General features: G+C 69.8%; 13 protein-coding genes. 8 read left to right on the forward strand and 5 right to left on the reverse strand.

The window, feature by feature from the left end; all coding sequences use genetic code 11:
• Nucleotides 1–34 precede the first annotated feature (34 nt).
• On the reverse strand, nt 35–1,465 hold the full coding sequence (locus tag HT102_RS14430; RefSeq protein WP_192040132.1) for an alanine/glycine:cation symporter family protein: 1,431 nt from the start codon (nt 1,463–1,465) through the stop codon (nt 35–37).
• A gap of 130 nt (nt 1,466–1,595) precedes the next feature.
• Between HT102_RS14430 and HT102_RS14435 the strand changes: the two genes are divergently transcribed.
• From HT102_RS14435 to HT102_RS14450, 4 genes are all read left to right on the forward strand, one after another.
• Complete coding sequence (locus HT102_RS14435; protein WP_192040133.1) at nt 1,596–2,429, forward strand: glycerophosphodiester phosphodiesterase family protein; 834 nt, start codon at nt 1,596–1,598, stop codon at nt 2,427–2,429.
• A gap of 62 nt (nt 2,430–2,491) precedes the next feature.
• On the forward strand, nt 2,492–3,208 hold the full coding sequence (locus HT102_RS14440) for an LmeA family phospholipid-binding protein (RefSeq protein WP_192040134.1): 717 nt from the start codon (nt 2,492–2,494) through the stop codon (nt 3,206–3,208).
• A gap of 11 nt (nt 3,209–3,219) precedes the next feature.
• Complete coding sequence (locus HT102_RS14445; protein ID WP_192040135.1) at nt 3,220–3,951, forward strand: MOSC domain-containing protein; 732 nt, start codon at nt 3,220–3,222, stop codon at nt 3,949–3,951.
• Between the two features lie 230 nt (nt 3,952–4,181).
• Entirely contained in the window at nt 4,182–4,691 is a 510-nt protein-coding gene (locus HT102_RS14450) for a prealbumin-like fold domain-containing protein (protein WP_192040136.1), read from the forward strand.
• On the opposite strand, the gene HT102_RS14455 is transcribed toward HT102_RS14450, so the two are convergent.
• Nucleotides 4,688–5,686 (reverse strand): SDR family NAD(P)-dependent oxidoreductase, encoded by a 999-nt coding sequence (locus HT102_RS14455; protein WP_225443706.1) that lies wholly within the window; start codon nt 5,684–5,686, stop codon nt 4,688–4,690. The genes HT102_RS14450 and HT102_RS14455 overlap by 4 nt on opposite strands.
• Before the next feature lie 208 nt (nt 5,687–5,894).
• On the opposite strand from HT102_RS14455, the gene HT102_RS14460 reads away from it, so the two are divergent.
• Nucleotides 5,895–7,160 carry a hypothetical protein gene (locus tag HT102_RS14460; protein WP_192040137.1) on the forward strand — a complete coding sequence of 422 codons (1,266 nt, stop codon included), beginning with the start codon at nt 5,895–5,897 and terminating at the stop codon, nt 7,158–7,160.
• 79 nt (nt 7,161–7,239) lie between these two features.
• The gene (locus HT102_RS14465) at nt 7,240–8,922 is read left to right on the forward strand and encodes a cation:proton antiporter (protein WP_192040138.1); all 1,683 of its coding nucleotides are present in this window, start codon (nt 7,240–7,242) and stop codon (nt 8,920–8,922) included.
• Here the strand turns inward: HT102_RS14465 and HT102_RS14470 are convergent.
• Entirely contained in the window at nt 8,887–9,999 is a 1,113-nt protein-coding gene (locus HT102_RS14470; RefSeq protein WP_192040157.1) for a VIT1/CCC1 transporter family protein, read from the reverse strand. The genes HT102_RS14465 and HT102_RS14470 overlap by 36 nt on opposite strands.
• A 155-nt stretch (nt 10,000–10,154) precedes the next feature.
• Between HT102_RS14470 and HT102_RS14475 the strand changes: the two genes are divergently transcribed.
• Entirely contained in the window at nt 10,155–10,487 is a 333-nt protein-coding gene (locus HT102_RS14475; RefSeq protein ID WP_192040139.1) for a nucleoside triphosphate pyrophosphohydrolase, read from the forward strand.
• A gap of 19 nt (nt 10,488–10,506) precedes the next feature.
• On the opposite strand, the gene HT102_RS14480 is transcribed toward HT102_RS14475, so the two are convergent.
• Entirely contained in the window at nt 10,507–11,631 is a 1,125-nt protein-coding gene (locus tag HT102_RS14480) for an HNH endonuclease (RefSeq protein ID WP_225443707.1), read from the reverse strand.
• A gap of 2 nt (nt 11,632–11,633) precedes the next feature.
• Nucleotides 11,634–12,029 carry a YidH family protein gene (locus HT102_RS14485; protein ID WP_225443708.1) on the reverse strand — a complete coding sequence of 132 codons (396 nt, stop codon included), beginning with the start codon at nt 12,027–12,029 and terminating at the stop codon, nt 11,634–11,636.
• A gap of 270 nt (nt 12,030–12,299) precedes the next feature.
• On the opposite strand from HT102_RS14485, the gene HT102_RS14490 reads away from it, so the two are divergent.
• On the forward strand, nt 12,300–21,742 hold a 9,443-nt coding region (locus HT102_RS14490; RefSeq protein WP_192040140.1), incomplete at its 3' end, for a non-ribosomal peptide synthetase.

Below are 21,742 nucleotides of genomic sequence, written 5' to 3' on the forward strand. Positions count from 1 at the left end.
TGTCACATGCAGCGGGGATCATCTCACTGTGAAACTATTTCCGGACACCCACCATGAATGCATCGACATCCCGCGCGCTCGCCCGCAATTGCGGGTCATTGGCCAGGTAGTGCCGCGTCTCCCGCGCCACGAGCCCGGACAGCACGAGCAGGCCAATAAGGTTCGGAATAGCCATCAATCCATTCAGCACATCGGCGAACGTCCAGACCAGAGTTAGCTGGGATACCGCGCCCACGAAAACCATCCCCGTGAAAACCGCGCGATAGGGAACGACGCCCCGGCGCCCCACGAGTCGCTCCACGCAACGCTCGCCATAGTACGACCAGCCAAGAATGGTCGAGAACGCGAAGAACGCGATGCTCAGCGCTACCACGTAGTGGCCCCACTCGCCAGGAAGGCCCGCATCGAACGCATCGGCGGTCATGGTTCCCGACGCCTCGCGGTCACCCTCCCACACTCCCGTGGTGATCAGCACCAGGCCAGTGAAGGTCACCACGATGATCGTGTCGATGAATGTCTGCGTCATCGAGACCAGGCCCTGCCGCACCGGATGCGTCGTCTTGGCGGCCGCTGCGGCGATCGCTGCCGAGCCCATGCCGGACTCGTTGGAGAAGATGCCACGAGCCACGCCGAGCTGCAGCGCGTACAGGAACGCCGAGCCAAGCAGGCCGCCCATCGCGGACTGGCCCGTGAACGCCTCCGCGAGGATCATGCCGAACGCCCCGGGGATCGCGCCGGCGGTGAGGACGAGGATCACGGTGCCGCACGCCAGGTACAGCGCGATCATCATGGGCACGAAGGCCGCCGTGACCCGGCCGATCGCCTTGATGCCACCGATCAGCACCAGTCCCGTCAGGACGAACAGCACCAGGCCCGTGATCTGCGGCGCGATGCCGAACGCGTTGTCCATCTGCGCGGCCACGGCGTTGCTCTGCGTCATGTTGCCGATGCCGAACGATGCGAGGACCGCGAACACCGCGAACAGCAGGCTCAGCACGAGCCCGAAGCGGTTCGGGATGCCTCGGAACAGGTAGTACTGCGGACCGCCGGATTGCTCGCCCTTGGCATCGGTGACGCGGAATCGCACCCCAAGGAAGGCTTCCGAGTACTTGCTCGCCATGCCGACCAGCGCGGTCACCCACATCCAGAACAGCGCGCCCGGACCGCCGAGGCCGATCGCCGCGGCCACGCCCACGATGTTGCCGACGCCCACCGTGGCGGCGAGCGCGGTCGTCAGCGCCTGGTAGTGCGAGATATCGCCGGTGCCGCCATCATCGTGCCGCTCGATCAGGGCCAGGCGCAGCGCTGGACCGAGCTTGCGGAACTGCAGGCCGCCGAGGCGGATCGTCAGGTACAGGCCGGTGCCGAGCAGCAGCGGGATCAGCAGCCACGGGCCCCACACGTAGCCGGAGATCGTGCCGAGCGCTGATTCCAGTTCATCGGCGAAGTCTGCGATGTTGGACATTGCTGAAATCTATACGCGTGGTGCCGAGCGCGCGCGCCGACACAACCTCCGACTGTGAAAACCATGTGAGGTCAGGACAAACCCGGCGCACCGATCGCGCTGGCCGCCCCGCACCGGCACACTGGACTGCATGAGACCGCTTCGCAGGAACGAACCTGGAACGCCAGCGGCGCGGTACCTCGAACTGCCGCGGCCCCGAGCGTTCGCCCACCGTGGCTGGCACATCGGCGAATGGGATGGCCTGGAGAACACCCTCGCCGCCATGCGCGCGGCAACCGATCACGGCTACCGCTACATCGAGATCGATGTGCACGCCACCCGGGATGGGGTGGTGATCGTGCACCATGACGAGACGCTGGCCCGCGTCGCTGGGTCGGAAGGCTCGGTGCGCGACCTCTCGTGGGACCAGCTCGCTGATGTGCGGGTCAATGGGCGCGAGGCGGTCACTCGCCTCGACACGGCGTTGCGCGAGCTGCCCGAGGCCCGCTTCAATATCGATATCAAGTCGGATTCGGCGGTCAAGCCGTTCGTCGCGACCATCGACGCGGTCGGAGCGCGGGATCGCGTCAGCATCGCCTCGTTCTCCACGCGGCGGCTGCACCGGTTGCGCCGGTTGTTCTCGCGCGGCGGCGGGCTGCCCGCGGCGGCGCTCACTCGCGCCGGGGTGGCTGCGGTGTGGGCCTGCTCGCGGCTCGCGCCGCCGCTGCGCCCGCCGCGGTGGCTGCTCGCCAAGGTCGCCTGGGGGCACATGGCCCAGGTCCCGCTGAGGTACGCGGGACGGACCGTCGTCGATCGGCGATTCGTCGAGCTGTGCCACGATCTGGGCATCGAGGTGCATGCGTGGACGATCAACGATGCCCCGGAGATGCACCGCTTGCTCGATCTCGGGCTCGACGGCATTGTCACTGACCGGCCGGACACCCTCGACGCTGTGCTTGCCGAGCGGGCGCGGCGACAGCACTAGCCGCGGCCGGGGGTCCACCACCGGTCGCGCTGCCCTTCATTGAGAACAGGAAAGGAACACCCATGCGCGGGCTGCTCAAGGCCGTCATCACGCTCCTGGTGCTTCTCGTCATCGTCGCGGGAGCCGCGGAGATCGCCGCGCGCTTCATCGTGGGCAGGGAGATCCAGCAACCGCTCGGGGAGTCATGGCAATCCGAGCCCAGTACCTCATTCGGGCTGCAGCCCCTGCTGCCCGCGCTGATGGACGACCGCATCGATGCCCTGTCGATCGACAGTGGCACCATCGGCACCGGCGACCTGCGGGGATCCGCGCTGCAGATCGACCTCGGCGATGTCGATATCACCGACCGCGAGAACCCTATCGCCGGTGAGGTCACGGTCATCGCGCGCATCACGGCGGAAACGATCTTCCAGGCGATCCAGGAGAATGATGGCGGGGACGTCTCCGTTCTTCCCGGCGTGAGCGTCACCATCGACGGAGTGGTGCCCCAGCCCGCGCGCGAAGCGCTCGTCGTCGAGCTCATGCGCGGCACCGCCACCGTCGACGCCACTCCACGGCTCCAGGATGGCACTGTGGTCGTCGACCTCGGCAACGCCGAAGTGCTGGGCCTTCCCCTGCCGGATGCCGTCACCGATGCCATCAAGGGCGGAACAAGCCAATCCGTGGGAGCCCTGCCCGAGGGCCTCACCGCCACCGCGGTCACCGTCACCGAGGAGGGCGTGGACGTGACCCTCACGGGGTCCGGCCTCGCGCTCGCCGACTTCCAGGACGATCTCTAGGCTTGGCGCCCGTGGAACCTAGCCCGCCGCAGCCTCTCCGGATCATCGCCGTGCACGTCGGGCGGCCCGCGCTGCTCGGCACGCTGGGAGGCAAGGAGGTGCTCAGTGGGATCAGCAAGCATCGCGTGCACGCTGGCGCCATCGAGCTGCGCCCGCCCAACCTTGATGGCGACGAGCAGGCCGACACTGCCGCCCACGGCGGACCAGACAAGGCGATCTACCTCTACCCGGCCGAGCACTACCCGCTGTGGCGCAGGGATGGATACCTGCTCCACGACGGTGGCGTGGGCGAGAACCTCACTCTCAGCGGCGCCTCCGAGGAGTCCATCCGCATTGGTGATTCGTGGGCCTGGGGCGAGGCCATCATCCAGGTCACCCAGCCCCGCGAGCCCTGCTACAAGCTCGGAATGCATGCCGGGGACAAGTCGATCATCGCGCGCATGATCGACACGGGGAGGTGCGGGTTCTATGCACGTGTGCTCGAGCCCGCCACGGTGCCCACGCGCGGGGTGCTCGAGCCGCTCGGCCGCGCCCCGCACGATGTGACCGTCGCCGAGGTGTTCCGGATGCTCACCACCCCGACCGGCAGGCTCGCTGGTGCCGGGATCACCCCATCCCGGATCGAGAACGCGCTCCGTGTCCCCGAGCTCGCGGAATCGGCGCGGCGGGGTCTCCGCAAGGCTCTCGCCCGCCTGGAACGGCAGGGATCGGGACAGGCGCGGGGCGAGGCAGGTCACAGTTGAGTGAACACAGAGCGCCGATCACTCGCTAGCGCTAGCAAGATCATTAGGGGGCAGCGATGACAAGGTGAACATGCCGTCCTCGAGAAAGGGGCACCCTTGCGCTCCGTCCACCCGCTCGCCATTGCCATCCTGGCCCCCGGGCTCGTTCTCGCCACCGCATGCGGCACCGGTAGCGAGCCCATCGCTGGAACGTCGCTCGAAGCGCCAGCGCCAACGGCCGAGGAGCCCCGGTGCCTGGCGCGAGTTTCACCGTCTCCGCCATGGATGCGTGCTACTCCGATGGCCCCGGGGCTGACCTCAATCCTCGGTTCGCCGCGCGTGGCGGAACGGGCCCCGACGGCGTGATGACCATCGAGGGGCTCGCGCCGGGCTGCTACGGCATCAAACTGACACAAGCTCCCACCACCCACCTGCCCGTGCCATCCGGCCTCTACGGCGGCGAGATCACGGAGGACACTGACACGCTGACCGTTTCCATTGGGTTCTACGACGGCCCCGCGCGCCTCTCCGCGTCCGTCGTCGACACCACCCTGCGCGTCACCGACCTCGACCCCAACGAGCCGATCGACGGCCTCGGGCTCCGCCTGCACCGCTGCGACACCAGCAGCATCGGCTACATCACGCCGGCGTCCAACGAATCCGGCGGGAACCACCCGGTTCACTCCTGCGGGCGAGGCCTACGAGTTCGAGATCCTGATCGATCAGGCCAACTCAGGCCCCGGAACCTGCTGAGCCGCTAGCGCATCGGCAGGTCGAGCGCGTCGCGGCAGAACTCCCACAGCCGCATCACATCGTGCTCGTCATGCTTGGTGCCGGGCAGCCGGAACGCGGAACGGCGATGGCGATCGTGCCAGAAGTGCCCGGACTCCGGGGCGGGCCGCGCGGCCGCGAGCCACACGATCGTATCGGCCCCCGCCCGGGCGTCGCGCAGCAGCGGACGCATCAGCCTGTGGAACCCCGGGAGCGCATCGACCACGCCCGGGGTGTTCGCCCAGCCGGGATGCATGGCATGCACCGCGATGCCATCGACGGCCCACCGGTGCGCGAGCAGCGGCACCAGAGACACCTGCATGCGCTTGGTGCGGGCATACGCCACCGCGCCCTTGTACTCGCCCTGGGCGTACTCGGGATCATCAACGGCGAGCCCCTGGGTGTACATGCCGCCGGAGGAGACGAACACGACCCTGCTGCTCCCGGATGCGCGCAGAGCCGGGCGCAGCAGCTCCGACAGCAGCAACGGGCCGAGCACGTGCGTCGCGAGGGTCACCTCGTGACCGTCAGCGGTGAGCTCTCGCTCCTTCGGCAGCACGCCCGCGTTGTGGATCACCACATCGAGGCGAGGCTCGACGGAGAGCACGTGGCGCGCCGCGCGGCGCACCGACGAGAGGTCCGCGACGTCGATATCCACGACGTCCACGTCGGCGCCAGGCACCGACGCGCGGATCCACGAGACCGTTGCTGTGCCCTTGCTCGGGGTCCGCACGCCGAGGAGCACCCGCGCGCCGAGCATCGCTAGCTGGCGGGCGCACTCCGCGCCGATGCCGGAGCCAGCGCCCGTGACCAGGACCGTCTTGTCGCGCAGCGCGTGCAGCTCCGGATCGCCCGGCCATGCCGGCAAGGCGCGGCGCGCGGACAGGCCCAGCGACGAGAAGCTCCCCACCACGGTGCCCTCGAGCACCGCATCGGCGGTGCGCGCGAGCATCCGGGCACCGCGAGGAACGAACGATGGCGTCAAGACAGGTACCTCGCAGGATTTGGCGGTGTAGGAATCGTCCTCCACAGGGTAGGAGAACTTGTTGCGGTCGCGCACCGGGAATGGCCGGTAACAGTGCAGTCACGATCCAGGGTCGTTTGCGCGGCACGACCCGCAGAAACGTGCATTCCTGCTGCGCAGCGAGTGAAATATCAACTGACGCAGAAGCACCAGCAGGGGAGTGATCAGCGTGGGCAAGAGATCGATGCACTCGCCGGGACGCCCGGTCTGGCGTGGCCTGCCCCTGGCCCTCGCGGCCGGAAGCACTGCGCTCATCGCGGCCGCGTGCGGCTCGACCGGCACCGAGATGGTGTACAACTATCGGCCGCTGACGCTTGATTCCGCACCTGGACCAGCCCCTGCTGACAATGAAGATGCTGGTGCGGCGTCGAGCGATGCTCGGCAGCAGGCCGCCCCCGATGACGCTCGCGCGACCAACGGGAACTCGCTCGGCGAGGCGACCGAGCCAGCCGAGGGTGCCCCTGTGCCGGCCCCGGCCCCGGCCCCGGCCCCGGCGCGGGCGGTGGCGGAGCCGCCTCCGATCCTGATCCTTGACGGTCCCCCTGCTCCCGTGGCTCCCGCGCCGCCCGCGGAACCCGCGCCGCCCGCGGAACCCGCGCATCCCGCGCCTGACACCGCGCCGCCCGCGGAACCCGCCGAACCCGCGCCGCCCGCGGAACCGACGACCGATCCAGCCCCGGAACCAGCCGAGCCACCAGCAGAACCCGAGCCACCAGCAGAACCCGCTCCGGAGAACGTCGAGGTCGCGCCAGAGCAGCCCGATGGCCGGCATCTCGCCGGAGCAGCGGAGCGCGGCACGCTCGACGTGATCGCCCGCACGCTGAGCGGTTCCCCGGTCGGCGGTGTCGAGGTGCATGCCCACGTGTTCGAGGCATGCGATGCCCCGGGCAGCCCGGAGCCGGTGGGTCCGATCACGACCATCACTGGCACGACCGACGCGGAGGGACGGCTTGTCCTCGACGGGCCTCCAGGCTGCTACCACTTCACCCTCGGGGCATTGCCGGAGAACGCGTACCCGGTGCCCGAGGGGATGCGCCATGTGATCGTGGACGGTCCCGGCCAGGAGGTGCCCGCGGAGATCCGGTTCTTCGACGGGCCCGGGGGCCTCGGCGATGCCTGGCGGGCAGGCTCGCTGAAGGTGCTCGACGCGCGAACGGGCGCGGTTGTACCGGGTGCCAGCCTGGAACTGGTGCCCTGCGACCCCATCCGCGGCGGGGCATATGCCACCCCGCCCGCGACAGCGACCGGGCATATCGTGCTCGCGCTCGCGCCGCAGTGCTATGACATCACCGGCGTGACCGTGGCGCACCGTTCGCCCCTGGTCCTCGAAGGCGGCGCGCCCCAGCGGATCGATACCTCGGCCAGCTTCCCGGAGTTGCCCGTGCGGCTCGTGCCGGCCGCCACGGAGCCAGCGCCACCTCTGGCGCCCGAGTAGGCCGCGCGGTCTTCCACGTTGCCGACGGACTGTGAGAAGGTAAAAACCTGACAGCGCTCGCCGACGGATGGATGCGCCGATGCAGGTCCATGACTTCCCTCTGGTCGCCGGGATCCTCGCTGTGGCCGCTCTTGCCGCCTTGCTCGCCGTGCGGCTCAAGCAACCGCTCATCGTGGCGTTCATCGGGGTCGGGATCCTTGTCGGTCCGGTCGGGCTGGGCTGGGTCACCACCGACGGGACGATCGAGCTCCTGGCTCACCTGGGCATCGCGATACTGCTCTTTCTGGTGGGTCTCCGCCTCGACATCCATTTGATCCGGAGCACCGGGCCCGTCGCGCTCGCTACCGGGCTCGGCCAGGTGGCATTCACCTCGATCATTGGGTTCGGGATCGCCCGAATGCTCGGAATGGATACGGTGACCGCGATCTATGTCGCGGTGGCGCTGACCTTCTCCTCCACGATCATCATCGTGAAGCTGCTGTCCGACAAGCGCGAGATCGACCACCTGCACGGCCGCATCGCCGTCGGATTCCTCATCGTCCAGGACATCGTCGTCGTCGCGGTCATGATCGCGCTCACGGCTTTCGGTCAGGAGTCCAGCGGCTCGATGCCCACCGACATCGCTCTGGTGCTCGGCAAGGGCGTCGCGCTCGTGGCAGGGATCTACCTGCTGATGAAGGTGGTGCTACCGCGCTTGCTGCATACGGTGGCACGCTCCCAGGAGCTGCTCGTGCTGTTTGGCGTCGCGTATGCGGTGTCCATCGCGGCGGTCAGCGATCTGCTGGGCTTCAGCTCCGAGGTCGGCGCGTTCCTCGCGGGGATGTCGCTGGCATCCACCCCGTACCGGGATGCTCTCGGGGCACGGCTGGTCAGCCTGCGAGACTTCCTGCTGCTGTTCTTCTTCCTCGCGCTCGGCGCGCAGCTGGAATTCACCGATGCGGGCACCCAGATCGCCGAGGCATTGGTGTTCTCGGTGTTCGTGCTGATTGGCAATCCACTGATCGTGATCGTGATCATGTCGCTGATGCGGTATCCGGTGAAGGTGGGTTTTCTTGCGGGACTCACGGTGGCGCAGATCTCTGAGTTCTCGCTGATCCTTGCCGCGCTCGGCCTCAGCCTGGGGCACATCACGAATTCGACGGTCAGCCTGATCACCGTGGTCGGCCTGATCACCATTGGCGGATCCACCTACTTGATCCTCTACTCGCACCAGATCTTCGCGCGGATCGGTCCCTGGCTCGAGCGATTCGAGCGTACCAACGGCGAGACTCGCCGGGTCGAGCCCGAGAGCAAGCAATACGATGTGATCCTCTATGGGCTCGGCCGGTTCGGGGGACGGATCGCCGAGCGCCTCACCGACGACGGCTGGCGGGTGCTCGGTGTCGACTTCGACCCCTACTGGGTGAAGCGGCAGCATCAGCACGGCATGGACGTGGTCTACGGCAGCGCCGAGGACATCCACTTCCTCGAGACGCTGCCACTGGAATCGGCGCGCGCGGTCATTAGCACCGTGCCGGTGGCCGACGCCAACCTCGCGCTGCTGCATGGCTTGCGCCATCACGGTTTCGGGGGCCGCGTCGTGGTCGCCGCACGTGCCGAGCGGGATGCGCGCGAGCTCCTCGATGCGGGCATCGACATCGTGCTCGAGCCATTCCGGATCGCCGCTGATGCCACCGTGGAGGTGCTCGAGGAGATCGTCATCGGGGATCGGGAGGCCACGGACGGATCAGCCGATGGTAGTGCCGAACGCGAGCCCGAGTAGGTACGTCACCGCCGCGGCGCTGTAGCCGATGCCAAGCTGCCGCAGGCCACGCTTGGCGGGTGGGCCGCCGGAGAGCAGGCCCACGACGACTCCCGTCGCGATCAAAGCTATTCCGACGAGCACGCAGGCCGTGATCAGCGCCGCGAACCCCTCGATGCCCAGTGCGTAGGGCACCACGGGAATGATGGCTCCGGAAGCGAAGAAGCCAAAGCTCGCCAGCGCGGCACGCACCGCCGTGCCTACTGTCACGTGCGAATCGGCGCCCGGTTGCCCGTCGGGATCGTCGGTGCGGAGCCCCGCGAGGACATCGGTGGCGCGCTGCTCGGCCTCGGCCGGGGACATTCCGCGCGCTCGATAGACAAGTGCTAGTTCGTTCTCGTTGACGTCGAGGTCGGGCACCGCCTCCCTCGTGTGGGGGCTAGGCGTGGACGCCTCGAGCAGCCCGCGCTGCGACCGCACCGAGATGTACTCGCCCGCCGCCATCGACATCGCGCCCGCGAGCAGGCCGGCCGCGCCCGCGAGCAGGATGACATCGTTGCCGACGCCGCTGCCGGCGAAGCCCAGGATGAGCGCGAGGTTGGAAACCAGCCCGTCGTTGGCGCCGAACACGGCCGCGCGAAAGGTCCCCGATAGCCGGTTGCGTCCCCGGGTGGCGAGGGCGCGCACGACCTCCTCGTGGATGTGCTCGTCGGCGGTCATCGCGCTGGTGGCATCGGTATCCGAGGCGTAGGGCGATCGCTTCTCGGCCCGCTGGACCAGCGCGAGCACGAACACCGAGCCGAAGCGGCGGGCGAGGAAGCCGAGCATGCGGGTGCGGATATCGCCGCGCAGGGGCATGCCGACGTGGTCGCCGAGGAGTCGTCGCCAGTGTGCCTCGTGGCGGCCCTCCGCGTGGGCGAGGGCGAGCAGGATCTCCCGCTCCTCGCCGGTGCGGCGCTCGGCGAGATCCATGTACACCGCGGCCTCGGCGCGCTCATTGGCGAGGTAGCGCCGCCAGCGGCGAATATCGCGCGGAGTCGGCGCGGCTCGCTCGGTCGCGGGCACGCTGGGGCGGGTAGAGCGCGGATCATCGGCCATCGTGCTCATCCCTCCCTGGTCCGTCGGCTCGCTGGCATGACAATACCGCCCGCGCCGGTCGGGCGCCGTCCGCACGGGGTCCCCGGAGCGTCACGCGGGCGCCAACTTTGGCGTTCTGGTCCCGTGGCCCGGCTCGTCGGGTAGAAATCGTGGTCATGAGCAAGCTGGTACGCGACCACATCCCGCACATCATCCGCGCTTCCGGGAGGGAACCGCGGGTGCATGTCGTCGATGGCGAGGAGCGGCGTGCGGCATTGCTGCGCAAGCTGGGGGAGGAATGCTCCGAGCTGACCGCGGCCCAGCCCGACGAGGTGCTCGACGAGGCCGCGGACCTGTATGAGGTACTGCTCTCGCTGCTCGCGCAGCATGGCCATGGCCGGCTCGAGCTGGAGCTCGTGGCCGCGCAGAAGCGCGCCGAGCGGGGCGGATTCGAGCATGGCTTGATCCTTGAGGCGATCAGCGAAGCCGCCATGCCCGTGGCGGGCTAGCAGCCCCGGCTTGGCACGCCTAGCCTGTGCCGCGGCGCCGCTGGTGGATCTCGTAGGAGCCGCGGCCCCGCCACAGCAGCGTTCCGGTGGGGATCGTGGTGTAGATGCCGATCCCGGCGTCGGTGGTGCGGTCGAGCAGGACGGGCAGCCCAGAGGCCTCGGAGAGGTCGCGCAGCAGCGTCTCCGGCCGCCCGATGGCGCGCTCGTGGTGATCGCGCACTGGCAGCATGGCGAGCTTGTTGCTGTTGCAGCGCGCGTCGGTGAGCACGAGGTTGGCGGTGCCGTCCAGCGGTACGCGCGACCAGGGCAGGACGTGGTCGACGTGGGGCGTGGCCCGCAGCGGGGCGGCGCAGTAGAAGCATCGGCCATGCTGGATGTCGCGCAGGGGGTCGTGCAGCCGGATGAGCGAGGAGCGGTCGGCGCCGAAGAGGAATCCCGCGAGATCGTCGTGGTCGAGCTCGGTCGCGTTGAACCGGACGATATCGGCGATCCAGGTCATCTCGACGACCGGGCGCAGCAGGGGAGCGCACTCGCGCAGCGCGGCGGCCACGCCGGGGCGAAGGACGAGCGGGCCGTGGGCGTCGAGGGCGGCGCGGCTGATGGAGTTATGGAACCCGCTGGCATCGAAGAGCAAGTCGGTGGTCACGCCCTGCGGAGCACGCACGGGGGTCTGCAGGTAGGTCAGCGGGTTGCGGGCGAGCTGGTGCGCGACATCGCGGACGAGGAGCTGATACACCCTGGAACCTGACTCTCTCGCACGGTCGGCGGTGACGTGCCCCTCGGCGCGGAGCGCGGCGCGTGCCTCCTCGATCAGCCGCGGAATGCGGGGCATGCCGCCATCCGGTCTTGTCGCGGACCCCTGGGGCCATCCCTGCCGGAGCGGGCCGCCGGTGGTGTAGGGGCGCACCTGGGGCCAGTAGTAGCCGATCACACGCTGCGCGAGGCTGGGGATGGCGACAGCTAGCTCGGCGGATTCCGGCACGGGGTTCTCCACGGCCTCATCGATCAGGGCGAGCAGCGTGGCGAGCTTGTAGGTGGATTGCCGCGCCCCTGATTCGAGCAGGGCCACCACGCGCTGCGCGAGCGCGATCGAGTCCCCGGCGCGAGGTGGTTCCGGCGGCGGCGTGCCGGGCTGGCCTGGCATGGTCAGGCGGAGAGGGCGTCGGCGATGATGGCGATCACGGCGATGGCGGAGACGAGCACGACTACCGTTGTCAGTGCCACGAGGTGCTTGCTGCCGGGCATGTCGGAGCCCGTGCGCAGGGCTCGCTCGACGACATGCCAGCGCGAGAGACCGGCCGCGGCGGCGGTGCCAGCGAGCACAACGAGCAATCCGCCGATGAGGCTGCGGATGGTCTCGTTGGCGAACTCGGGAACGACGTGGATGAGCGCGATCCCAGCGACCATGAGGCCGAGGGAGGTGCGGATCCATGCAAGGAATGTGCGCTCGCTCGCTAGCGTGAATCTCTCGTCGGGCCGGGTGGTCTCGGTCAGCGGCTCGTCATCGACGGGCTCGTCGGGCGCATGCTCGTCCGGGCGCAACGATCCTCCGTTCTCGCGGTTTGCCCGCCGTGCGGGGGCTAGCAGGACGACGCCGTGCCGGGCATCCTCCCTAGCACTAGCAGTGTGATAGATACAGTATCCCTGTCACTTTTCAGACATAGTGTGAAGTAGTTGTAACGTACATGCATGGAGTGCTGGTGGTCACAGGCCGCGTGGCCATCTGGCGGTTGCCATCCGGGATGGCTAGCGGCCACAGCTCCGTAGGGCATGCACGATGCGGGCACGAACGGGGCAGCGATAAGGAGCCGCATGGAAGAGGCAGCACTGGGCGGCGGGCCTGGTGGCGCAGTGCCCCCGCAGGCATTTCCCCTGTCGCCGGCGCAGCATGGCATGTGGCTGGCCCAGCGGGTGAATCCCGACGTGCCGCTGAACATCGCCATGTACATCGAGTTCGATGGGCCGATCGACCGGGCGCTGCTCAGCGCGGCGGCGGAGCAGGCTGGCCGGGAGCTGGGTTCCGGCTACCTGAGGATCATCGAGTCCGACGGCACCCCGTACCAGCTCGTGGATCCCGGGATCGATGACCACATCGTCCCGATCGACTTCTCCCACGAGCCTGAGCCGCGATCAGCAGCGCATGCGTTCATGCGGCAGGATAGCTCCACGCCGATCGACATGGTCAATGACCGCCTCGCCGTCTCCTACCTCCTGACCGTCGAGGAGGGCCGCCACTGGTGGTACACGCGGATGCATCACGTCACCATCGACGGCTTCGGCGCGAACACCCTGCTCAATCGGGCCGCCACGATCTACGGGGCACTGCTCGAGGGCGTGCCCGCCAAGCCCGTTCCCGCCAACTCGCTGCAGGAGCTGCAGGAGGATGAGGCCGCCTACGCCACCTCCACGCGGCGCAGCCGCGACGAGGAGTACTGGCGCGCCTACACCGAGGACCTGCCCGACCCCGCTTCCCTCGCCACGCGCTCCGCCCCCGCGTGCGCCGTCAGCCGGATCGCCTCGGCGCCCCTCGATGCTGATCTCGAGCAGGGCCTCGAGGAATCCGCGCGACGGTTCAACAGCTCCATCGCGCCCCTCTCCATCGCCGCGCTCGCGACCTACCTCGCGCAGTTCACGAGGCAGGACGAGATCGTGCTGAGCCTGCCTGTCACCGCGCGCACCACCCGGTCGGCCCGCGCCTCCGGGGGGATGATGTCCAACATCGTCCCGCTGCGGTTGTCCGTGCGCCCCGGGACCACGATCGGTGAGCTGCTGCAGTCGACGCAGACGCAACTGGTCGGGGCGCTGCGGCACCAGCAGTACCGTTTCGAGGATATCCAGCGCGGCAATGGTCCGGCGGCGGCGGATCGCAGCTTCTTCGGGCCGATGGTCAACATCATGATGTTCCGGCCCGATGTGCGGTTCGGTGACGTCGTGGGACGCATCAACGTGCTCTCCACCGGGCCGGTCGATGATCTCGCCGTCAACATGTACTCGTCCTCGGGCACGGCGCGCACGCACATCGATCTGGAGGCCAACCCCGAGCGGTACAGCGCGGCGGAGCTAGACCGCCACTATCACCGGTTCATGGAGCTGCTCCGCCGGTTCGCCGTCGCGGACCCCGGCACGCTGGCCACCGCCATCCCGCTGCTCGATGACAACGAGCGCGCCCTCGTGCTCACGGTCTGGAACCAGCGACGACTCGGCATCCCCGGCGATGCCACGCTGCCGGGCATGCTGGCCCGGTCCGCTCAGCGAACGCCCCGAGCCAGCGCGATCATCGACGACACGTCCCGCTGGACCTATGAGGCGTTCGACCAGAGGTCGTCCGGGCTCGCGCGCCTGCTCATCGAGGCTGGAGTGGGCCCGGAGCAGCGCGTGGCCGTGGCACAGCGGCGCTCCGCGGCCATGCTGGTGTCGTTCTGGGCGATCCTGAAGGCTGGTGGCGCCTATGTTCCCGTGGATCCGGATCATCCGCGCGAACGCATCGACCACGTCATTGATTCGGCCGCGCCCACGTGCATCCTCATCGAGAAGGCGGACCTTCCTGCTATCGCGCACCGGGGCGAGCCGATCATGGCCGTCGACGACGCGGGGGTCGAGGACCGCGTGCGGTCCCACGATACGAGCGCGCTGCGCCCCAGCGAGCTGCGCGGCCCGGTCCTGCCCGGATCGCTCGCCTACGTCCTCTTCACCTCCGGCTCGACGGGCAAGCCGAAGGGCGTGGCGGTCAGCCACTGCGCCATCGTCAACCAGGCGGCCTGGCTGATCGACCACTACGGGTTCGGCAACGATGACGTCATCCTCCACAAGACGCCGTCGACGTTCGATGTGTCGCTGTGGGAGATGACCGTGCCGCTGCTCAGCGGCGGCACCGTCATCGTCGCCTCTCCCGACGCGCACCGGGATCCCGTGGAGCTCGCGGGGCTGATCGAGCGGCACGCGGTCACCGCGACCTCGTTCTTGCCGTCGATGCTGGCCGCGTTCGTCGCCAGCGCCGACTCCGGCCGTTGCCAGTCGCTGCGCCTCGTGCTCGCGGCCGGAGAGGCGCTGCCGGCGGACCTCGCCGCGCGCTTCCACCAGTTCAGCAATGCCCATCTGCACAACCTCTACGGCCCCACCGAGTTCGCCGTGCATGCCACGGCCGCGCGCATCGACATGATGCCGCACCGGTCCGTGCCCATCGGCGCGCCCGTCGCCAACGCGCAGGCGTACGTGCTGGATAGATTCCTCGAACCGGTCCCCATCGGCGCGGCCGGGGAGCTGTACCTCGCCGGCGCGCAGATCGCGCGCGGCTACCACGGCCGCGGCGACCTCACCGCGGACCGCTTCATCGCCTCGCCGCATGGCCCTCCCGGCACGCGCATGTACCGCACCGGCGACCTGGTGCGGTGGCGCGACGACGGCATGCTCGACTACATCGGCCGCACCGACTACCAGGTCAAGATCCGCGGCCAGCGCATCGAGCTCGGCGAGATCGAGGCCGTGCTCGCCGCGCATCCCGACGTCACCAATGCCGTGGCGACGGTGCGAGCCACCGATCGCGGCCAGCGGCTGATCGCCCACGTAGTCCTTGCCAGTCCCGGCACGAGCGTCGCCGACCTGCAATCGTGGGTGGGCAGCGCGCTGCCGCTGTACATGGTCCCCGATGCGATCGTCCTGCTCGATGACATGCCGCTCACCGCGAGCGGGAAGGTCGATCGCAACGCTCTTCCCGCGCCCGCGCCAGGCACGACGAGCGCCGGCGAAGTGGCACCCCGGACACCGGCCGAGAAGGCCCTCGCGGACATCATGGCGCAAGTGCTCGGCATCGAGGCCATAAGCGTCGAGGACTCGTTCTTCGCCCTCGGCGGCGACAGCATCATCTCCATGCAGCTCGTCTCCCGGGCGCGCGACGCCGGATACCTGATCACTCCCCGGCAGGTCTTCGAGCGCCAGACCGTCGCTGAGCTCGCGAAGGTCGCCATCCGGGACGACCACGCCTCGCAGCCCCGCCTGGCCGAGCTGCCCGGCGGTCCCGTGGGCACCGCCCCGTTGCTGCCCAACGGCCATTGGATGCTCGAGCGCGGCACCTACAGCAGCTACAGCCAGGCAGTTCTCGTCACCACGCCGGAGACCGCCACCCGCAGCGATATCGAGCATGTCCTCCAGGATCTCGTCGACCGCCACGATGCACTGCGGCTGATCCTCGTCGATCCCGGGGGCGCAGCGCGGCTCATGATCCGCCAGCCGGGGGAGAGCAGGGTCGCCCCGCTGCTCCAGCACATCGTCGCGAGCGCGGTGCCCGGCAGCGACGAGTTCGATCGCCTCGTGGGCGAGCAGCTCGCCGCGGCGGCCCAGCGGCTCGACCCGCTCGCGGGCGTGATCCTCCAGCTCGTGTGGTTCACCCGGCCCGGAGAGCCAGGGCGGCTGTTGATCGTGGCCCATCACCTCGCGATCGACGGGGTCTCCTGGAGGATCCTGCTGCCGGACCTCGCGATGATCGGCGCCGAGCGCGCGCGGGCCAGCGCCGTCCAGCCAACCAGCGCGGAAGCCTCGCCCCGTGGCGGGACGTCGTTGCGCCGCTGGGCGCACGGACTCGCCGAGCTTGCCCAGGAGCACCGCGCCGACGGTTCTCTGGAGCTCTGGCGGGAGCAGCTAGCCACGGCAGGGATCCCGATCCTCGACGTGCCGTTCGATCCCCGCCGCGATACGGTCGCCACGTCCCGCACGATCCGCGCGTCGCTCCCCCCCGAGGTGACCGCCGCGCTGCTCGAGCGCCTCCCCGCCGCCTACCGTGCTGGCATCAACGACGCGATCATGACCGCGCTGGCGCTCAGCATCAACCAGCTCCGGGCAGAGCACGGAATCGCCCCCACTGACGTCGCCGTGCTCACCGAGGGGCATGGCCGCGAGGAGTCGATCCTGCCCGGCGCGGATCCCTCCCGCACGGTGGGCTGGTTCACCTCCTTGTACCCGGTGCGGCTCGGCCTCGGTGATATCGACGTCGAGGCCGCCCTTGCCGCGCGACCACCCATCGGGGATGCCCTCAAGCGCATCAAGGAGCGGATCGCCGCCATCCCTGGCAAGGGCATGGGCTACGGGCTGCTCCGCTATCCCGGAACCGCGGGCGCCGCGCCGGAGGGCACCACGACCGCGCCGCAGGCCAGCGTCAACTACCTGGGTCGCCTGACCACTTTCGAGATTCCCGATGAGCTGCGCCAGCAGGGCTGGATCCCGGCCGCGGAGGCATCGCAGCACAACAGCTTCGCCGACCCAGCCATGGCCATGGCCGCGGCCCTCGACCTCAACGCCTACATCGAGGAATCACCGGGTGGCCCGCGGCTCGTTGCCCGCTTCGACCACGCCACCCGCGTTCTGGGCAGCTCCGACGCTGCCCGCCTCGTCGAGCACTGGACCACCGCGATGCGCGCCATCGCGACGGACGCCTCCCGTCCCGGCAGCGGAGGCCTCACGCCCTCCGACGTGCCACTCGTCACGATCACCCAGGACGAGATCGAGCATCTCGAGCGCCGCTACCGCCGCATCGATGACATCGTGCCGCTCGCGCCGCTGCAGGCGGGCCTGCGCTTCCACGCCGAGCTCTCCGGACCGGCAAGCGATGTGTACACCACCCAGATCATCCTGGAGCTCGCCGGCACGATCGACGCCGACCGCCTGCACGATGCCGCGCAGGAGCTGCTCGTCCGCCACGGCGCGCTGCGCGCGGCGTTCCCGGCCGGTACCGGAAGCGCCTCGGGAGCACCCCGGCAAGTGATCGTGCACGAGGCGCCCGCGCCATGGACGGTGATCGACGACCTCGCGGGTCCAGCAGCGCTCGCGGACCTCGAGCACGAGCAGCGGCGCGCGCCGTTCGACCTCGCCGACCCACCCCTGCTGCGCCTCGTGCTCGCCCGTTCCCGCGAGGGCGAGCAGTCGCTGATCGTCACCTGCCACCACATCCTTGTCGATGGGTGGTCGCTGCCGTTGCTCGTGCGCGACCTGCTCACCCTCTACGTCCTCGGTCCGTCGGGCGCGCCGGCACCGCAGGGGCGGTCCTACCGCGACTATCTCGAGTGGCTCCAGGCCAGGCCTGGCGCGGAATCCGTCGCGGCCTGGTCGCGCCTGCTCGAGGGCAGCGCCGAGCCGACGCTGCTCGCGCCGCTGGGCCAGGCCGTCGGTGTCGCCGAGGAGCCCGCCGATCTCGACGCCGACCTGCCCGAGGACCTCGTCGCGGCCATCGAGGAGACCTCCCGATCGCTCAACATCACCACCAACACCATCGTCCAGGCGGCGTGGGGGCTGCTCATCGCTCGCCTCCTCGACCGCGACGACGTGGTCTTTGGCGCGACCGTCTCCGGCCGCCCCACCGACCTGCCAGGCATCGACCACACCATCGGGCTGTTCATCAACACCGTTCCGGTCCGGGTCCGGATCGACCCGGCCGACACCATCACCGACCTGCTGCGCCGCGTCCATGACCAGCAGGCCCGCATGCTCGACCACCACCACACCGACCTCGCCGCCATCGTCGCGGCCGTGGGCGACGCAGCCGAGTTCGACACCCTGGCAGTGTTCGAGTCCTACCCGGTGGCCCGTGCCGGGCTCACCGCCGAGACAGACCTCGCAGGCATGAGGATCCGCGGCATCCGCGTCGCCGACGCGACGCACTACCCCTTCGCGCTGGTCGCTCTCGTCGAGGACGGGATCACGCTGCGCGCCAAGTACCAGCGAGCCATCTTCACCGAGGAGGATGCGCGCGCCCTGCTCCAGGGCATGCGGGGCCTGCTCGCGGCCATCACCAGCGACACGTCCATGCTGGTGCGCGACACCGACGTGCTCGAGGAGGAGCAGCGGGCCGCGCTCGCGCCGGTGCACGGACGACCCGCATCGCCACCCATCCCGCTCGGCGAGATCCTCGCCGCCACCGCGCGGCAGCACGCCGCCGCGCCCGCGGTCACCGACCGTGGCCAGATCTATAGCTACGGGCAGCTCGACCAGGCATCCAGCCAGCTCGCGCGGCACCTCGTCGCCCGCCTCGGCGCCTCCGGTGCCCGAGCCGCCGCTGAGCTCGCCGAGCAGCCCGTCGCGATCGCCCTGCCGCGCTCCTGGGAGGCGCTCGTGGCGATGTGGGCGATCGCGCGCAGTGGCGCGCCGTTCCTGCCCCTCGACCCCCGCTATCCCCGTGCCCGCATCGAGCATGTCCTCGCCGACGCGGGCGCCGCCGTGGGCATCACGACGACCGCGCACCGAGGTAGCCTCCCCTCCACCATCGACTGGATCGTCGTCGATGATCCCGCCACGCGTGAACGCATCGACCAGCAGTCCCGCGAGCCCCTCGCAGCCAGCGAGGCGCCGCGCGAGCCCGCGGCGGATTCCTGCGCCTACCTGATCTACACCTCCGGATCGACGGGAACCCCCAAGGGCGTGGCGGTCACCCACCGCGGGCTCGCGAACTTCCGCGACGAGCAGCAGCAGCGCTACCGCGTCACGCCCGCGAGCCGCGTCCTGCACGTCTCGTCGCCGGGATTCGACGCCGCCGTGCTGGAGTACCTCCTGGCCTTCGGCACGGGCGCCCGCTTGATCGTCGCCCCGACCGACACCTACGCGGGCGAGCAGCTCGAGGAACTGATCCGCGAGCACGATGTCACCCATGCCTTCATCACCCCGGGAGTGCTCGCGACCATGGCGCCGAGCGCCGTGCCGGGCCTCGCGCACCTGTGCGCGGGAGGCGAGGACGTGCCAGCCACGCTCGCGGCGCGCTGGGCCCCCGGACGGTGCCTGCACAATGGCTACGGCCCCACCGAGACGACCATCATGGTGGCGATCTCCGATCCGCTCGCGCCGGAGGGCCCCGTCACCATGGGTGGCCCTATCCGGGGCACCGACGCCGTCGTCCTCGATAGCCAGTTGCGGCCCGTCCCCATCGGGGTGCCCGGCGAGCTCTATGTCACCGGGCCCGGCCTGGCCCGCGGCTATCACGCCCGGCCCGGGCTGACCGCCGCAGCGTTCGTCGCCAACCCGTTCGGCGCACCGGGCACGCGGCTATATTCCACCGGCGACCGCGTGCGGTGGGTGCGCGGCTCCGGAGGCGACCTCGAGCTCTCCTACATAGGCCGCCGCGACCACCAGATCAAGATCCGCGGCCTGCGCGTCGAGCTCGGCGAGATCGACGCCGCGCTCGAGCGGCACCCGTCCGTGGCGACCGCGATCACCGTGGCTGCTCGTGCCGGCAACGGTGCCCAGCGCCTCGTCTCCTACGTCACCCCGGCCGCTTCGGTGGACCTCGCTGTGCTGCGCGCGCACGCGGCCGCGATCCTGCCGTCCCACATGGTGCCCGCCCGCATCATCCCGCTCGAGGAGGTGCCGCTCACCGTCAACGGCAAGATCGACCGTGACCGGCTGCCCGAGCCTGATCTCGACAGCACCCCGTCCCGGCCGCCACGCGAAGGCACCGAGCAAGCCATCGCGGAGGTCTTCGCCGATGTCATCGGCACCAGCACGCCCGGCGCGCAGGACTCGTTCCTCGAGCTCGGCGGGAACTCCCTCAACGCCACGATGGCCGTCTCCCGCATCAACAGCGTGCTCGGCAGCAGCATCACCGTGCGGGACCTCTTCGACAATCCCACCGTCGAGTCCCTCGCGGCGCGCCTCGCAAGCGCGCCCACGGAGGCTGGCACGAGCGCCGGCCGCCCGCCGCTGGTGCCCCGGCCCCGACCCGGCCGCATCCCGCTCTCGCACGCGCAGGAACGCATGTGGTTCCTCAACCAGCTCGATGCCACCTCGCCGCTCTACAACATCGCGTTCGCCCTCGTCCTCGAGGGGCACCTCGATACCGATGCCCTCGAGCTCGCGCTCACCGACATCAGCGACCGCCACGAGGCACTGCGCACCACCTACCCGAATACCGGTGATGGTCCGGTGCAGCTCATCCGCGCTGCCGGGACGCCACCGCGAATGATCATCGAGGACGTCGAGCCAGCCGCCACCGAGCAGCGCATGGCGGCGCACGCGTCCCAGGGCTTCGACGTGACCCGCGAGCTGCCCTGGCGGGCCGTGCTGCTGCGCGAGGCACCGGATCGCCACCTCCTGGTGCTCGTCGCGCACCACATCGCCGCTGACGGCTCCTCCATGCGGCCGCTCGCCCGCGACATCATGGTTGCCTATCAGGCCCGGCGCACGGGCTCCGCCCCCGGCTGGGCGCCCCTTCCCGCGCAGTATGTCGACTACACCCTCTGGCAGCGGGAGATGCTCGGCGACCCGGGCGACCCGGGCAGCCTGGCTGGCCAGCAGCTCGACCAGTGGCGGACGATCCTCGACGACCTTCCCGAGGCGCTGGCCCTGCCCACTGACAAGCCGCGCCCGAGCGTGCTCTCCGGCGCGGGCGCCACGGTGCGGGGCACCATCGACGCGCCGCTGCACCACGCGATCGAGCAGCTCGCCAGGGCCCATCGGGCCACGCCGTTCATGGTGGTGCACGCCGCGCTGGGCGTGCTGCTCCAGCGCATCAGCGGCCAGGACGACATCACCATCGGATCGCCCGTGGCGGGACGCGGCGACGCCGCCCTCGACGATCTCGTCGGATTGCTCGTCAATACCGCGGTGCTGCGCACCCCGGTGGTCGCGAGCCGGACCTTCGACGAGCACCTGGCCGACGTGCGGGCCCGCGATGCCGCGGCGTTCGAGCTGCTCGATGTGCCGTTCGAAATGATCGTGAACGCGATCGACCCCGCCCGGACAGCAGCTCATGCGCCGCTGTTCCAGGTGCTGCTGACCTACCAGAACCTCGCGATCCCGGCGGTGCAGCTCGGCGGGCTCGAGGTCTCCGCCCGCGCGATCGAGACGGGGACCGCCAAGTTCGACCTGCAGTTCACCCTCAGCGAGGGCCTGATGAGCGGCGCCGCGGGAGACGCCGGCTACGACATCGAGATCACCTACGCCACCGACCTTTTCACCGAGCGCACCGCCCGCGCGATGCTGCAGCGCTACATCCAGTTGCTCGAGCAGCTCGTCCGCCACCCGCGGGAACGCATCGGCGATGCGGAGATCCTCCTCGAAGTCGAGCAGCAAGCCCTCGCGGCACTCGCCCGCCCGCCCGCTCGCGATGCCGGGCGCAGCATCCTCGACGACATCAGCGATCGGGTCCGCGAGCAACCAGACGCCCTCGCGGTGCGCCACGAGGCAGGCACGCTCACCTACCGCGAGCTCGACGCGCGCTCCGACCTCCTCGCGGCTGAGCTCGCCCGCCACGGCATCGGCATCGACGACACCGTCGCGCT

This window comes from Lolliginicoccus lacisalsi (assembly GCF_014841105.1).
GTDB lineage: Bacteria > Actinomycetota > Actinomycetes > Mycobacteriales > Mycobacteriaceae > Lolliginicoccus > Lolliginicoccus lacisalsi.

What these genes read in the sequence shown, in the direction of transcription:
- HT102_RS14440 (WP_192040134.1), top strand. Translation starts at nt 2,492, where the DNA reads ATGCGCGGGCTGCTCAAGGCCGTCATCACGCTCCTGGTGCTTCTCGTC.
- HT102_RS14475 (WP_192040139.1), top strand. Translation starts at nt 10,155, where the DNA reads ATGAGCAAGCTGGTACGCGACCACATCCCGCACATCATCCGCGCTTCC.
- HT102_RS14470 (WP_192040157.1), bottom strand. Translation starts at nt 9,999, where the DNA reads ATGGCCGATGATCCGCGCTCTACCCGCCCCAGCGTGCCCGCGACCGAG.
- HT102_RS14435 (WP_192040133.1), top strand. Translation starts at nt 1,596, where the DNA reads ATGAGACCGCTTCGCAGGAACGAACCTGGAACGCCAGCGGCGCGGTAC.
- HT102_RS14480 (WP_225443707.1), bottom strand. Translation starts at nt 11,631, where the DNA reads ATGCCAGGCCAGCCCGGCACGCCGCCGCCGGAACCACCTCGCGCCGGG.
- HT102_RS14430 (WP_192040132.1), bottom strand. Translation starts at nt 1,465, where the DNA reads ATGTCCAACATCGCAGACTTCGCCGATGAACTGGAATCAGCGCTCGGC.
- HT102_RS14465 (WP_192040138.1), top strand. Translation starts at nt 7,240, where the DNA reads ATGCAGGTCCATGACTTCCCTCTGGTCGCCGGGATCCTCGCTGTGGCC.